The sequence below is a fragment of the Streptomyces sp. NBC_00513 genome (assembly GCF_041431415.1).
In the GTDB taxonomy this organism is placed as follows: Bacteria; Actinomycetota; Actinomycetes; order Streptomycetales; family Streptomycetaceae; genus Streptomyces.
Genome location: NZ_CP107845.1, coordinates 7,282,578 through 7,295,225 on the forward strand (window position 1 = coordinate 7,282,578; position 12,648 = coordinate 7,295,225).

Sequence of the window (12,648 nt, forward strand, 5' to 3'; positions counted from 1 at the left end):
CCGGACGGCGACGGCGGGGCGGGGACGGTGGGGCGGGGACGGGCCCGCCCCACCGTCGCCGAGCCGTTCCGGGCGGGGCGGGGCGGGGCGGGAGCCGACCGGGTTCAGGAGGGGGACACGGCCTTCTTCAGTTCGGCGGCCGCGTTGCGGTAGACCGGAAGCAGTTCCAGGTCCGCGCCGGGATAGTTCACGATCTCGACCTGCTTCGCGCCCGAGTCGGGCAGGACGACACCGGTCGTCATGTGCGCGTTGTCCAGGACCAGCGCGGGCTTCTTCGCGGACAGCTCGGCCAGTTGGGCCGGCGTGACCGCCTCGGGGCCGTAGGTGCCGACCGGGGCCGCTCCGGACAGCTTCGCGGCCCAGGTCGTGAAGACCTGGCTGACGACGGAGGGGCTCTTCCCGCCGGGTCGGGCACTCTGGACGTCCTTCACGAGCGCCGCGTACTCGGTGTCGAAGGAGGCGGTCCACTTGGCGGCCGCGCCCTGGGTGCCGAACAGTCCGGCCAGCCGCGCGACCTCCGCCTTGGCCTTGTCCGGGTCGTTGTCGAGGTTGACCTCGACGAGTTTCGCCCGGGAGCCGGCAGCCTCCTTGATCTTCGCCGCGTAGGGTTCGAACGGCGCGTACAGCACGAAGTCGGCCTTGGCCACGGCCGCGAGGTCGGAGGGCTTCGGGTCGTAGTCCGGGGCGTGGTGCACCGACTGCGGAACGATCACCTTCGGGTCCGCGACCCCGGCCGCCTTGGCGAAGGCGCCCTCCCATGTCGTGGTGACGACGACCACCGGTGCCCCGGATCGCGCGGGCGTGCCGCTCGCGGCGGCGGGAGCGGACTCCGCGCCGTCGCCGCAGCCGGTGACCAGGGACAGCGCCGCGCTCAGTGCGAGGAGGGAAGCGAATCGGACGCGGGTACGCGCCATGAGCTGATTCTCCGTTCGGGGAGGAAATGGACCGCGAGGACGACTGCCCCCGCGGTGAGGACGAGGACCGGGCCGGGCGGCCAGTCCAATCGGAGGGCGATGAGGAACCCGGTGAGGTTCACGACGACCCCGATGGCGACCGCCCAGAGCGTGATGGAACGCAGCGAGGTGCCCAACCGGCGGGCGGCGAGGGCGGGCAGCAGGGTCAGGGCGTCGACCAGCAGGGCGCCGGTGAGTTTGATCGCCCCGGCGACCGCGACCGCGACCAGCACCAGCAGTACGGCGGTCAGCGCGCGGACGGGGACGCCGGAGCACTGGGCGAGTTCCCGGTCGTACAGCAGCAGGGCCACGTCCCGCCGCCACCGGAAGAGCGCCGGTACCAGCAGGGCCAGGACGCCGAGCACCACCAGATCGGCGGTGCCCACGGACAGGATCGACCCCCACAGCAGGGCGAAGGCGCCGGAGGCGTTGACCCCGGAGACGGCCAGCAACAGCAGCGCGGCGGCTATCGCCAGGCTCATCAACAGGCCCATCGCGCCCGACAGGCCGTCCGGGGTCCGGGCGAGCGGTGCGACGCCCGCCCCCGCCAGGGCGCACGCGACCAGCGCGCACAGCATCGGGTCGAGCCCGGTGAGCAGTCCGACGGCGATGCCGAACAGGGCCACGTGCATCATGGCGAAGCGCACCGGCATGATGTCGAGGCCGACGATGATCACGCCGATGATCGGCAGTCCGATCGCGGCCAGCAGCAGGGCGAGCCCGGCCCGTTGCACCGGCAGGAGCCCGAGGAGTTCGCCGAGATCGGCCGCGGCGAGGATCACCGGACCTCCCGGAGCCGGCCCGCCGCCATCTCCAGTACCCGGTCGCAGCGGTCCGCGAGCGCCCGGTCGTGGGTCACGACGACGAGGGTCACGGGCAGGGAGGTCAGGACCTCGGCCGCTTCCTCCTGGCCGTCGAAGTCGAGGGCCGCGGTCGGCTCGTCGGCGAGCAGCACCATGGCGCCGGCGGCGACCCCGCCGATGGCGCGGGCGAGGTACATGCGCTGGAGTTGGCCGCCCGAGAGGCTGTGCAGCGGTCGGCTCGTCAGCGGCCCCACGCCCAGCTTCTCCGCCGCCTCACTGGCCTCGGCGGGGGCACCCGAGCTGCCGAGCAACTCGACTCCCAGCAGGGGGAACCGGCCCGCCGCCGGTTTCTGGGGGATCCAGGCGCAGGACCGCCGCCGCCAGGCCCACTCGGCCGCGGAGCCGGTGCCCCGGCCGCCGACCAGGATGGACCCGGTCATCTGGCGGTGCAGCCCGAGGACGGCGCGCAGCAGGGTGGTCTTGCCCGAGCCGTTGGTTCCGGTCAGCGCGATCCGTTCACCGGCCGAGATCTCCAGGTCCACCCCGGCGACGGCCTCGACCCGCCCGTGCCGGCACCCCACCCCCCGCATCCGCACATCCAGTCCGCCCATCCCGTGCCTTCCCGTCCTCGTGCCGTGGGCGGGCCGGCGCCGCCTTCGGCACAGGAGTCGGACGGGGGGCCCGTCCGGTTCCGGATCACCGCGGATCACTGCGGATGGCTCGTGACCGGGGGCGCGCCGGTTGACACCCGCCCCGCGCCCAGACCATGATTCCATTAATGAAGTAGTGGAATCACGGAAAGGGGGAGGCGTGCGCGATCTGACCGTTCCCGGCACGTCCGACACCCGGTGGGCCATGGAGGCCCGGGGGCTGGGCAAGAAATACCGGCGGGGGTGGGCGCTTCGGGACTGCTCCTTCCGGATCCCGGCGGGCCGCGTCTGCGCCCTCGTGGGGCCCAACGGCGCCGGGAAGAGCACCCTGCTCAACCTGGCGACCCGGCTGATCGAGCCCACGGCCGGGGAGCTGCGGGTCTTCGGCGCCCCGGCCGGGGACCCCGCCGTGATGCGGCGCTGGGCCTACCTCGGCCAGGACAAGCCGCTGTTCAAGCAGTTCAGCGTCGCCGACACGCTGCGCATGGGGCGTGAGCTCAACCCGGACTGGGACCCCGCCGTCGCCGAACGGATCGTACGGGCGGGCAACGTCCCCTTCGGGGCTCGCGTCGGGGACCTGTCGGGCGGCCAGCGCACCCGGGTGGCCTTCGCGCTCGCCTTCGGCAAGCGTCCCGAACTCCTTCTGCTGGACGAGCCGATGGCCGACCTCGACCCCGTCGCCCGGGACGAGCTGAGCTCGCTGCTGATGTCCGAGGCCGCCACACACGGCACCACCGTCCTGATGTCCTCCCACATGCTCGGCGAACTGGAGAACATGTGCGATTACCTGCTCGTCCTCGCGGACGGTCAGGTCCGCATGGCGGGCGAGGCCGACGAACTCCTGCCCATGCACACCCTGGTGACCGGACTCGTCGCCGAGGGCGGCGCCCTGCCCGCGACACTCGACGATCACACCGTCGTCGAGGTCCGCACCTCCGGGCGGCAGTTCACCGCCCTCCTGCTGCGCCAGGGACCGCTGAGCCCCGACTGGCAGCAATCGCACCCCGGCATGGAGGAAGTGCTGCTGGCCTACCTCCGTTCGCCCCAGGCGCCCGCGCTGGTCTCCCCGACCGCCGCGCCCGGCCAACGAGAGGACTTCGCGGCATGAGCACGCTCACCCGCCCCGGCGACACCGAGAGCGCCGCGCCCGCCAAGGCCCGCCGACTGCGCGGACTGGCCTGGCTGATGTTCCGCCGGCACCGCCCGGCCCTGCTCACCTGCCTCGCGCTGGTCGTCCTCGGAGGCGCCTGGATCGTCTACGAGCGCGGCGCGATGCTCGACACCCTGCACGCGGCGGGCTGGCCCGGCAAACCGGCGGACGCCCTCGGCGACAACGTCGCCGGCAACGCGTCGGAGACCCTCAACTCCTTCGCCGTCAACCTGTCCTTCCTCACCACCGTCCTCGCCGTGTTCGTCGGAGCGCCCCTGCTGGCCTCCGACATCGAGAACGGCACCGCGCGACTGGCCACCACCCAGTCCGTCACCCGGCGACGCTGGCTCCTCGCGAAGCTCGGCTTCGCCCTCCTGCTCGTCACCCTCACCACCGCAGCGCTCAGCGGGCTCTTCGCCTGGTGGCGCGGCTCCGTGACCCCCTTCAACCCGCACGACTGGCTGCACGACTCCTCGTTCGACACCACCGTCCCGGTCTTCGTCTCCTTCGCACTGTTCTCCACGGTCCTGGGCATCACCATCGGCGCCCTGATCCGGCGCACGGTGCCCGCCATGGTCCTCACCTTCCTCATCGGGTACGCGACGTCGATCGCCTTCGACCTCGTCAAGGACCGGCTCGCCACCCCGCGCCGGATCGCCTTCCCGCTGGAAGGGGTGCGGCCGGCCGCGCTCGACCAGGCCGTGCTGGTCGACAACTGGATCGGAACCGCCTCCGGGGAACTCCACGGGTGGGGAACCTGCGCGAACGACGCGGTTCCGGAGGCCTGCCGCGCCAAGATGGGGATCGTCAACTCGGTGTGGGACTACTTCGGCAAGGATCAGATGGCGGGCATGCAATGGGCCGCGTCCGGCATCTTCCTCGTCCTGGCCGGACTCCTCGTCGCCCTGCTGTTCTGGCGCACCCGGCGCGGACCGTTCTGATCCGCGACCTAGTCTGACCATCGACGACGAAGCAAAGAAGGAGGCGGGCACCGTGGTCGTGTTTCGCATCGAACGCCGCGGCGGCCTGCCCGCCTACCTCCAGATCGTCCGACAAGTGGAGCAGGCGCTGCGCATGGGCGCCCTGGTCGAGGGAGACAAACTGCCCACCGCCGCACAAGTGGCGGCCAGTACCAAGGTCAACCCGAACACCACCCTCAAGGCGTACCGCGAACTGGAACGCGCCGGACTCGTCGAAGTGCGGCAGGGCGCGGGCACCTTCGTCCTCCAGTCGTCATCGGGCCCCCTGACCGATGCCGAGTCCCCGCTGCGCGTCCAGCTCGGCGCGTGGATGCGGCAGGCCCGCGAAGAGGGCCTCACGCCCTCGGACGTCACCACCCTCTTCGACACCGTGCGCGCCGAGACGTTCCCCACGGTCGGCACGGTGTAGGCCGGGGGTCTCCCGGGGCGCGCCCGGGGGCCGGACCCGGCGCGCGGAGGTCGCGGGGGCGCCGGAGAACGTCTTCACGCCGGGCGGCTTTTGGATTGGCCGACGATCCTCAATACGATCCGGCGATGATCACAAGAAAAAGGGTGGCGGCCGCGGCGTGCGGCCTGCTGGCCACATTGGCCGTCGGGCTGTTCCCGGCACAGGCCTCGGCGGGCGAGCCGGCGGCGAAAGAGCCGCCCAAGGTCGAACTGGTCCTGGACGTCAGCGGCTCGATGCGGGCGACCGACATCGACGGGAAGTCCCGGATGTCCGCCGCGAAGCAGGCGTTCAACGACGTGCTCGACGCGGTACCGGACGACGTCCTCCTGGGCATACGGACCCTCGGCGCCAACTACCCCGGTGACGACAGGAATCTCGGCTGCAAGGACACCCGGCCGCTCTACCCCGTCGGTCCGCTGAACCGGACCGAGGCGAAGACGGCCGTGGCCACCCTCGCCCCCACCGGCTGGACCCCGATCGGCCCGGCCCTGCTCGGCGCGGCCGACGACCTCAAGGGCGGCGACGCCACCCGCAGGATCGTGCTCATCACGGACGGCGAGGACACCTGCGCCCCGCTCGACCCCTGCGAGGTCGCCCGCGACATCGCCGCCCGGGGCATCCACCTGACCATCGACACGCTCGGCCTCGTCCCCGACGCCAAGACGCGCGAGCAGCTCATCTGCATCGCCGAGGCCACCGGCGGCACCTACACCTCGGTCCAGCACACCGACCAACTCTCCGGCCGGGTCAAACAGCTCGTCGACCGGGCCGCCGCGCCCGTGGTCACCCCCGTGGTCACCACGGGAACCGGACGGTGCCAGGACGCCCCCGTGCTGGGAGCCGGCCTCTACACCGACCGCGAGACGTTCGGCGAACACCGCTGGTACAAGGTGGCCGTCAAGCCCGGCCAGGAACTGCGTGCCTCGGTGAGCATCGGCGCCGACCGCGCCGTCAACAACGACTACGGCGTCATGCTGCGCGCCTCGACCGTCCACGGACGCGAGATCGTCCGGGGCTCGGAGGCCGGTGACGGTCGCACCGACCTCGTCTCCACGGGCCTGCGGTACCCCAAGGCCGTCCTCGACGACGCCGACGGCAACGAGGTGACGGAGCCGGAGACCGTCTGCCTCCAGGTCAGCAACTCCTTCTCGGCGCCCGCCTCGGTCAAGACCACCCCGGGCATGCCCCTCGAACTGACCATCGACGTGGTCGACGGCCCCGACGGCACCTCCGACGTGGCGTCCTTCGGCCTCGGGCGCGGCTGGTGGCTGTTGGGCGTGCTCGTGCTCACCGGCCTCGTGGTCGGCGTGGTCTGGGGCTGGATCTCCCGCTGGCGCATCTCCGTCTGGAGGACCAACTGATGCGTACCGTACGCGCACTGACGGCCGTCGCCCTCGCCGGCGGCGCCCTCCTCGGCCTCGCCGGGACGGCCGCCGCCGACACCCCCTCCCCGTCCCCCTCGGCGAGCAGCGGCGGCGGGCCGACGGAGGCGGGCACGAGCTTCCGCACCGCCACCGCGGTCAAGGTGGGCCAGGAGGCCACGGCCGACGCGTCCACCGGTGACTACCTGTACTGGGTGCTCCCGCTCGACGCCGGCCAACGGGCCACCGTCAAGGCCACGGTGACACTGCCGGCCGCGGCCTCCCGACACGGCGCCGCGAGCTGGCGGCTCGACGTCTACGACGGGCTGCGCCGCCGCCAACCCTGCATGTACGGCAAGCAGGCCGCCCCGGCGGCCAAGGACGCCGGCGCCGTCGAGCTGTCCTGCACCCTGCGACCGGTGCGGACCGGCGCGGACACGTGGGCCAACGACCCGCTGCCGGGCGCCTACTACGTCCGCCTCACCGTGATCGACCTGGCCCCGGAGGACCTGGGGCAGCCGGTCCGGGCGCGGGTCCGGGCCGACGCGACGGACACGGGCGGCGCCTACGCGGTGGACGGCGCCCTGTCGGCCCCCCTGGTACCCGGCATCACGGCGGCCCGCGCGGCGGAAGCCGACGGGAAGCAGCCGGCGGCCGGCATCGAGCCCGAGGGCGGCTGGGCCGGCGGCCGGTGGTCCGACCGCTGGATCTGGACCGTGGCCGGCGGACTGCTCGCCGCCCTCGCGGGCATCGGCGGGTACTCCCTGACCCGCGGTTCCGGCCGTCCCGCCCGGACCCCCTCCGGCGGATGACCGGGGGAGCGGCCACCACCCCGGTGCGGGGTGGTGGCCGCTCCGCCGTCCGGCCCCCGCGCACGACTCCCGCTCCTCCGTGCGCGTGAGCGCGCGGGGGCTGTCCGGGCGGATCCGGCCCGCCGCCGGCCGCGCCGACGTGGCGAAGATCGTTCGTCTCCTACGATGGCGGCCCCCGTCGGCGGTCGCATCGAGGAGTGCCGTGTCCCGATCCCCCTGGTCCGCCGTACTGGCCACCCTGCCCCTGGTCGCCTCCGCCGTGCTCGCCACCGCGCTGCCGGCCTTCGCGACCGCCCCCGGGCACGACGGTGACGGCCACGCGGGCGCCGGTACCTCCCACCGGAGGCTCACCGCCGAGACCCGGCCCGCGGAAGCGGCCACCCTCGGCGAGGACCACGCCCGGGCCCACGCCGGCCGGCGAACGGCCGCCCGGGGCGCGCAGGGCTACCCCCAGGCGAAGCGCACGAAGAGCCTGGACGCGCTGGGCGCCTCCCAGCGGCGGGTCAACGCCGCCTTCACCGCGGCGCGGTCCGGACGCTTCACCGACTACTTCCCCGCCCCCGACTTCGGGGTCCACCTCGCCCAACTCCCCACGGGCAAGGTGCTCTTCTTCTCCTTCGAACGGGTCGAGGCGGACCCCACCAAGGAGACCGGGCCCACCGACCGGATCGGCGGCACCAACGCGGGCCGCGCCTACCTCTGGGATCCCGCCAAGGGCACGGGCGCCCGCGCCTTCAAGAACGTGCCGCCGCCCACCGTGCTGATGCCCGACGGCACGTACGTCCCGCGACCGGCCCCCTTCTTCTGCGCGGGCCACTCCTTCCTCCCCAACGGCATGGTCGGCGTGTTCGGCGGCAACGGCGGGGGCAAGGGCGGCACCGGCGCCCGACTGTCCTTCGTGTTCGACCCGTGGACCGAGACCTGGTTCCGCAACCGCGACATGGCCGTCGGCCGCTGGTACCCGTCCGTGGTCACCGGCGCCGACGGCCGCCAACTCGTCATGTCCGGGCAGGACGAACGCGGCACGGGGCACCCCACCCCGCTGGTGGAACGGTTCCCGGCCCGCGGTCGCCCCGTGCCCTGGCGCACGTACGACATCCCGGTGGGCCTGCCCGCGGAGCGGTTCGGGGCCGACGCCCCCTTCCGCAACGACTACCCGCACCTCTTCTCGCTCCGCGACGGCATGATCTACGGCCTCGGCCGCGACGCCGACCAGCAGTGGCTGTTCGACCCGGCCAAGGAGACCCGCGTCGACCTGCCCCGGCGGCCCGCGGACTTCCGGGGCTACGGATCCGCGGTGCCGCTCCCGGCCGGCTTCCGGGGCCCCGACTCCGTGCTGGTCCTCGGCGGCGACCCGCGCGACCCGCTCACGTACCGGCTGTCCGGCGGCGCCTGGAGCACGGACGGCCCCCGCGCGTTCGGCCGCACCCAGGACGACACGCTGATCCTGCCGGACGCGACCCTGCTCACCGTCAACGGAGCCCTCGACACCCGCGACTACGGCTTCGGGCCGTTCAACCCCAAGGCCGACCTCAAGTACCGGCAGATCGAACTCCGCGACGCCCGGGGCCACTGGAGCCTGGGACCCGCCCAACGCCTGCCCCGGGGATACCACTCCAATGCCCTCGTCCTGCCCGACGGGCGGGTCCTGGTCACCGGGGACGAACTCCAACAGATCGCCAACGACCCCGACATCACGGACGGCATGGACGGCAGCATCGAGCTGTACGAACCCGCCTACCTGCACCGCGGGACCCGCCCCGCCCTCGACGGGGTTCCCGGCCACGCGCTCGCCCACGACACCGACTTCCAGGTGCGCACCTCCACCCCCGGGGAGGTGGCGCGGGCCGTGCTGCTCGCGCCGACGACCGTGACCCACTCGATCAACACCAGCCAACGGCACCTGGAACTGCGCCGCACCGGCGCCCGGGGCGACACCCTCGACCTGCGGACGCCGCCCTCCGCCGCCGACGCCCCGCCCGGCTACTACATGCTGTTCCTGCTGAACTCCCGGGGCGTCCCCAGCACGGCGAAGTGGGTCAAGCTGGGCGTCCGCTAGGTCGCGCGCAGGGTACGGAGGGCCTTGTCGAGACGGTCCCGGCGGGCCTTCGGGGTGAGGGCCTGGAGCAGCGGCAGGATCAACTGGTAGCGCCCGGTCCGGTCGAGCGCCTCGAAGGCCGAGCGCGCCCGCGGGTCGGCCGCCAGCGCGGCGGCCAGGTCCGGCGGGACCTCGGCGTTCTTCTGCGACGCGTACGCCGCGTCCCAGCGACCGTCCTCGCGCGCCTCGCGCACCTCGGCCAGCCCGGGCTCGCGCATCCGCCCGGCGGCCGTCAGCAGCGCCACCTTGTCGACGTTGACCCGCGACCACAGGCTCCGGGGGCGACGCGGCACGTACTTCTGGAGGTAGTACACGTCGTCGAGGGACCTGCGCTGCCCGGAGATCCAGCCGTAACAGAGCCCGATGTCCACGAGTTCGTCGTCGGTGACCGACGGGACGCCGCTCCTCTTCTTGGCCACCTTCACCCAGACGCCCGCCTCGCGCGCGTGATGCTCCGACAGCCAGCCCTCGAACGCCCCGGCGTCCGCGAAGGCGATGATCTCCACGCCGTCCAACTCGTCCATGCGCGGCAGGCTATCGCCGTCCCGGCGGCCTCAGCCATCCCCTCCGCCCCGGTTTCGCCGGCAGACCCATCCGCAGCGGGACCGGCCCCGAATAACGGTCGACCCATGTCACCCCGAGGTGAGCGAGGCCGCGATGCGCAACCACCACAACCCCGATGGCCACGAATGGCATCCGCTGGTCGGACGCCTCGTGCGGGACACCGCGTCCGGTGTCGAGGGGCGGCTGATGGCCGTGGTCCGCGAGGAACTCCCCAGCCACACCGGCACCCCCCGCTGGATCCGACGCGCGTACATCCGCCCGCGCGGCGGGGGAGTGGAGCGCATCGCCGACCTCGCCGACGTCGAACCCGTCGACGCGGCCAGCCTGTCGCTCGTCTGAGCCCGGTTCAACCGCGCGCCGCGCCACCGACCGTCTCCCGGTGTGCCGCGCCCGCGCCCGCGTAGGGGCCGGTCCGCGCCGCGTCCGCCGCCCGGACCTCCAGATGGACCCGCAGCACGCCGACCCACACCAGGGCCGACCCCAGCAGGTGCAGGATCACGGCGAGCGCCGGCAGCCCCGTCAACGACTGGAACAGACCCACCGCGCCCTGGGCCACCAGCACGGCGAGGAAGCGCACCGTCGTGCGGCGCGCGGCACCGTACCCCTGCCGCGGCAGCACGGCGAGGAGCCGCCCGGCGAGCACCAGTACCGCCGCGGCCAGTACGCCGTGCGCCACCGTGACGGTGGCCCAGTCGAACGGCATCCGACGCACGTCGGAGGAGTCCCCCGCGTGCGGACCGGAACCGGTGGTCACGGTGCCCACCACGACCAGCAGGGCCGTCGTGGCCACCAGCGCCCACGACTGCGAGCGATGACGGCCGGCCGGCGGCCGACGGGGGCAGAGGTCCGCGGCGGGCCCACTGTCCCCGGCGGGCACCGCGTGCCGGGTCCACACGGCGGCGGTCAGCAGCAGCGTCGCGGCGAGGAAGTGCGCGGCGACCACGTAGGGGCTCAGCCGCATCCACACCGTGACCCCGCCCACCAGGGCGTTCAGGACCACGACCCAGAACTGCGCCCAGGCGCCGCGCAACACCGCGGGCATCGGGCGGCGCTGGAGGCGGGCGGTGACCACGACCCACCCCACGATCACGCACAGCACCCCGGTGAGGAGCCTGTTGCCGAACTCGATCGCGCCGTGCAGCCCCATCTCGGAGGTGGGGGCCAAGGTTTCCGTCGTGCACATCGGCCATTCGGGGCAGCCCAGGCCGGAACCGGTGACCCGGACGATCCCGCCGCCGACGACGATCGCGATGCTCGCCACCACGGACGTCGTCGCGGCCCGACGGACGCTGCGGGGACCGAGCGCGAACCTGCCCGCCGCCCAAGAGAGAGGAGTGCGCACGATCGACCTTCCCCGAGGGCGCGCCGCCGCGGGGGAGCGCGCGTTGATCAAGAGGGCCCAGCCTACGACCGTGCCCGGGGCGTTCTTGACGGGGTGTCGGTCATCGTTCGGTCGGGCGGGCCCGCACGCGTCCGCGGGTTGTGCGTTCTCGGACCATTCCGTGCGCACGGTGGGGAAAGAGGCGAGGGCGCCGCGATCGTACGTTCGGGGAGTGCCGAGCCGCGGGAGCCGCGGCGGTCGGCCCTCATCGCCTCCCCTTGAGAAAAGGACCCCTCATGTTCGACATCACCAAGGTCCGGGCCGCCGGCGGCCGGGACCTGCTGACGCCCGAGAACTCGGTCATGCTCTTCGTCGACCACCAACCGCAGATGTTCTTCGGCGTCGGCAGCGGGGACCGCGCCGCGATCATCAACAGCACCGTGGGCCTCGCCAAGGCCGCCCGCGCCTTCGAGGTCCCCGCCGTGCTCACCACGGTCGCCGCCGAGTCCTTCTCCGGCCCGATCCTGCCGCAACTCGCCGCCGTGTTCCCCAAGCAGGACACCATCGACCGCACCTCCATGAACGCCTGGGAGGACGAGGCGCTCGTCGAGGCGGTCAAGGCCACCGGTCGCAAGAAGATCATCCTGTCGGGGCTGTGGACCGAGGTCTGCCTGGTCCTGCCCGCGCTGTCCGCGCTGGAGCAGGGCTACGAGGTCTACGTGGTCTCCGACGCCTCCGGCGGCGTCAGCCCGGCCGCCCACGAGCACGCCCTGCAGCGCATGCTCGCCGCCGGCGCCGTCCCCGTCACCTGGGTACAGGTCCTGCTGGAACTCCAGCGCGACTGGGCCCGCCAGGAGACGTACGGCGCCGTGATGGAGATCGTCAAGGAGCACGCCGGCGCCTACGGCCTCGGCGTCGTGTACGCGCAGTCGGTCATCGGCGAACACGCGGCGGGCTGAGCCGAGTTGGACACCGGCCTCCTGATCCTGCGCCTCCTGGCGGGCCTGCTCGTCGCCGGCCACGGAGTACAGAAGATCAGTCACCGCCTCGGCGGGCACGGACTCGAAGGCGGGGCCCGGGAGTTCCGCGGCGACGGCTTCCGCGGCGGCAACCTGACCGCCCTCGCCGCCGGTACCGGCCAGATCGGCTCCGGGCTCCTGCTGGCCCTGGGGCTGCTCACCCCGCTCGCCGCCACCGGCGCCATCGGCGTCATGACGGTCGCGCTCACCGTGAAGTGGCACAACGGGCTCTGGGTGCAGAACGACGGCTACGAATACCCCCTGGTCCTGATCGCGACGGCGGCCGCCCTGGCGGCCACCGGACCCGGCGCCTGGTCCCTGGACCGGGTGCTCGGGCTGACGCCGTACCCCCTGTGGTGGCTCGGCGTCGCCCTGGTCTCGGGAATCGGCAGCGGACTGCTCACCCGGGTCGTCCTGCACACCGCCGCCCCACGCCCGACGGGCGACGCGTAGCCGGAGGCGACACCTGCGGCACACCATCCGACACAG

The 12,648-nt window shown here is 73.3% G+C and carries 14 protein-coding genes; 9 read left to right on the plus strand and 5 right to left on the minus strand.

Features of this window, described 5'->3' with window-relative positions; genetic code table 11:
• Window positions 1–104: 104 nt before the first annotated feature.
• From OHA84_RS32745 to OHA84_RS32755, 3 genes are read right to left on the minus strand one after another with little or no spacing between them, the layout of a single operon-like run.
• Complete coding sequence (locus OHA84_RS32745) at window positions 105–914, minus strand: metal ABC transporter solute-binding protein, Zn/Mn family (RefSeq protein ID WP_266952913.1); 810 nt, start codon at window positions 912–914, stop codon at window positions 105–107.
• Window positions 872–1,735, minus strand: a complete 864-nt coding sequence (locus tag OHA84_RS32750; RefSeq protein ID WP_266968318.1) for a metal ABC transporter permease — start codon at window positions 1,733–1,735, stop codon at window positions 872–874. Before OHA84_RS32750 ends, OHA84_RS32745 begins: the two co-directional genes overlap by 43 nt.
• Window positions 1,732–2,367, minus strand: coding sequence for an ABC transporter ATP-binding protein (locus OHA84_RS32755; RefSeq protein WP_266968317.1), 636 nt, complete (start codon window positions 2,365–2,367; stop codon window positions 1,732–1,734). The genes OHA84_RS32750 and OHA84_RS32755 overlap by 4 nt, the downstream gene beginning before the upstream one ends.
• A 199-nt stretch (window positions 2,368–2,566) precedes the next feature.
• On the opposite strand from OHA84_RS32755, the gene OHA84_RS32760 reads away from it, so the two are divergent.
• From OHA84_RS32760 to OHA84_RS32785, 6 genes are all read left to right on the plus strand, one after another.
• Entirely contained in the window at window positions 2,567–3,514 is a 948-nt protein-coding gene (locus tag OHA84_RS32760) for an ABC transporter ATP-binding protein (protein WP_371591518.1), read from the plus strand.
• On the plus strand, window positions 3,511–4,497 hold the full coding sequence (locus OHA84_RS32765; RefSeq protein ID WP_266968316.1) for an ABC transporter permease: 987 nt from the start codon (window positions 3,511–3,513) through the stop codon (window positions 4,495–4,497). The genes OHA84_RS32760 and OHA84_RS32765 overlap by 4 nt, the downstream gene beginning before the upstream one ends.
• A 52-nt stretch (window positions 4,498–4,549) precedes the next feature.
• Window positions 4,550–4,945, plus strand: coding sequence for a GntR family transcriptional regulator (locus OHA84_RS32770; protein WP_266952921.1), 396 nt, complete (start codon window positions 4,550–4,552; stop codon window positions 4,943–4,945).
• Window positions 4,946–5,070: 125 nt separating this feature from the next.
• Complete coding sequence (locus OHA84_RS32775) at window positions 5,071–6,345, plus strand: VWA domain-containing protein (protein ID WP_266968315.1); 1,275 nt, start codon at window positions 5,071–5,073, stop codon at window positions 6,343–6,345.
• Entirely contained in the window at window positions 6,345–7,157 is an 813-nt protein-coding gene (locus OHA84_RS32780) for a hypothetical protein (RefSeq protein ID WP_266952925.1), read from the plus strand. Before OHA84_RS32775 ends, OHA84_RS32780 begins: the two co-directional genes overlap by 1 nt.
• A 202-nt stretch (window positions 7,158–7,359) precedes the next feature.
• Window positions 7,360–9,216: a galactose oxidase early set domain-containing protein gene (locus OHA84_RS32785; RefSeq protein WP_266952927.1), complete on the plus strand. Its 1,857-nt coding sequence runs from the start codon at window positions 7,360–7,362 to the stop codon at window positions 9,214–9,216.
• On the opposite strand, the gene OHA84_RS32790 is transcribed toward OHA84_RS32785, so the two are convergent.
• On the minus strand, window positions 9,213–9,779 hold the full coding sequence (locus OHA84_RS32790) for a YdeI family protein (protein ID WP_266968314.1): 567 nt from the start codon (window positions 9,777–9,779) through the stop codon (window positions 9,213–9,215). The genes OHA84_RS32785 and OHA84_RS32790 overlap by 4 nt on opposite strands.
• Window positions 9,780–9,897: 118 nt before the next feature.
• Here OHA84_RS32790 and OHA84_RS32795 point away from each other — a divergent pair, with 118 nt between their 5' ends.
• Window positions 9,898–10,158, plus strand: a complete 261-nt coding sequence (locus OHA84_RS32795; protein ID WP_266952929.1) for a hypothetical protein — start codon at window positions 9,898–9,900, stop codon at window positions 10,156–10,158.
• Window positions 10,159–10,165: 7 nt separating this feature from the next.
• Here the strand turns inward: OHA84_RS32795 and OHA84_RS32800 are convergent, their stop codons facing one another.
• Entirely contained in the window at window positions 10,166–11,161 is a 996-nt protein-coding gene (locus OHA84_RS32800) for a heme A synthase (protein ID WP_266952931.1), read from the minus strand.
• A 275-nt stretch (window positions 11,162–11,436) separates the two neighbouring features.
• Between OHA84_RS32800 and OHA84_RS32805 the strand changes: the two genes are divergently transcribed.
• The gene (locus tag OHA84_RS32805; protein WP_266952933.1) at window positions 11,437–12,099 is read left to right on the plus strand and encodes a hydrolase; all 663 of its coding nucleotides are present in this window, start codon (window positions 11,437–11,439) and stop codon (window positions 12,097–12,099) included.
• 6 nt (window positions 12,100–12,105) lie between these two features.
• Window positions 12,106–12,612, plus strand: a complete 507-nt coding sequence (locus tag OHA84_RS32810; RefSeq protein ID WP_266952935.1) for a DoxX family membrane protein — start codon at window positions 12,106–12,108, stop codon at window positions 12,610–12,612.
• Window positions 12,613–12,648 lie beyond the last annotated feature (36 nt).

Coding starts and splice junctions, on each gene's coding strand:
- OHA84_RS32745 (WP_266952913.1), bottom strand. CDS start 914: ATGGCGCGTACCCGCGTCCGATTCGCTTCCCTCCTCGCACTGAGCGCG.
- OHA84_RS32790 (WP_266968314.1), bottom strand. CDS start 9,779: ATGGACGAGTTGGACGGCGTGGAGATCATCGCCTTCGCGGACGCCGGG.
- OHA84_RS32755 (WP_266968317.1), bottom strand. CDS start 2,367: ATGGGCGGACTGGATGTGCGGATGCGGGGGGTGGGGTGCCGGCACGGG.
- OHA84_RS32775 (WP_266968315.1), top strand. CDS start 5,071: ATGATCACAAGAAAAAGGGTGGCGGCCGCGGCGTGCGGCCTGCTGGCC.
- OHA84_RS32765 (WP_266968316.1), top strand. CDS start 3,511: ATGAGCACGCTCACCCGCCCCGGCGACACCGAGAGCGCCGCGCCCGCC.
- OHA84_RS32805 (WP_266952933.1), top strand. CDS start 11,437: ATGTTCGACATCACCAAGGTCCGGGCCGCCGGCGGCCGGGACCTGCTG.
- OHA84_RS32780 (WP_266952925.1), top strand. CDS start 6,345: ATGCGTACCGTACGCGCACTGACGGCCGTCGCCCTCGCCGGCGGCGCC.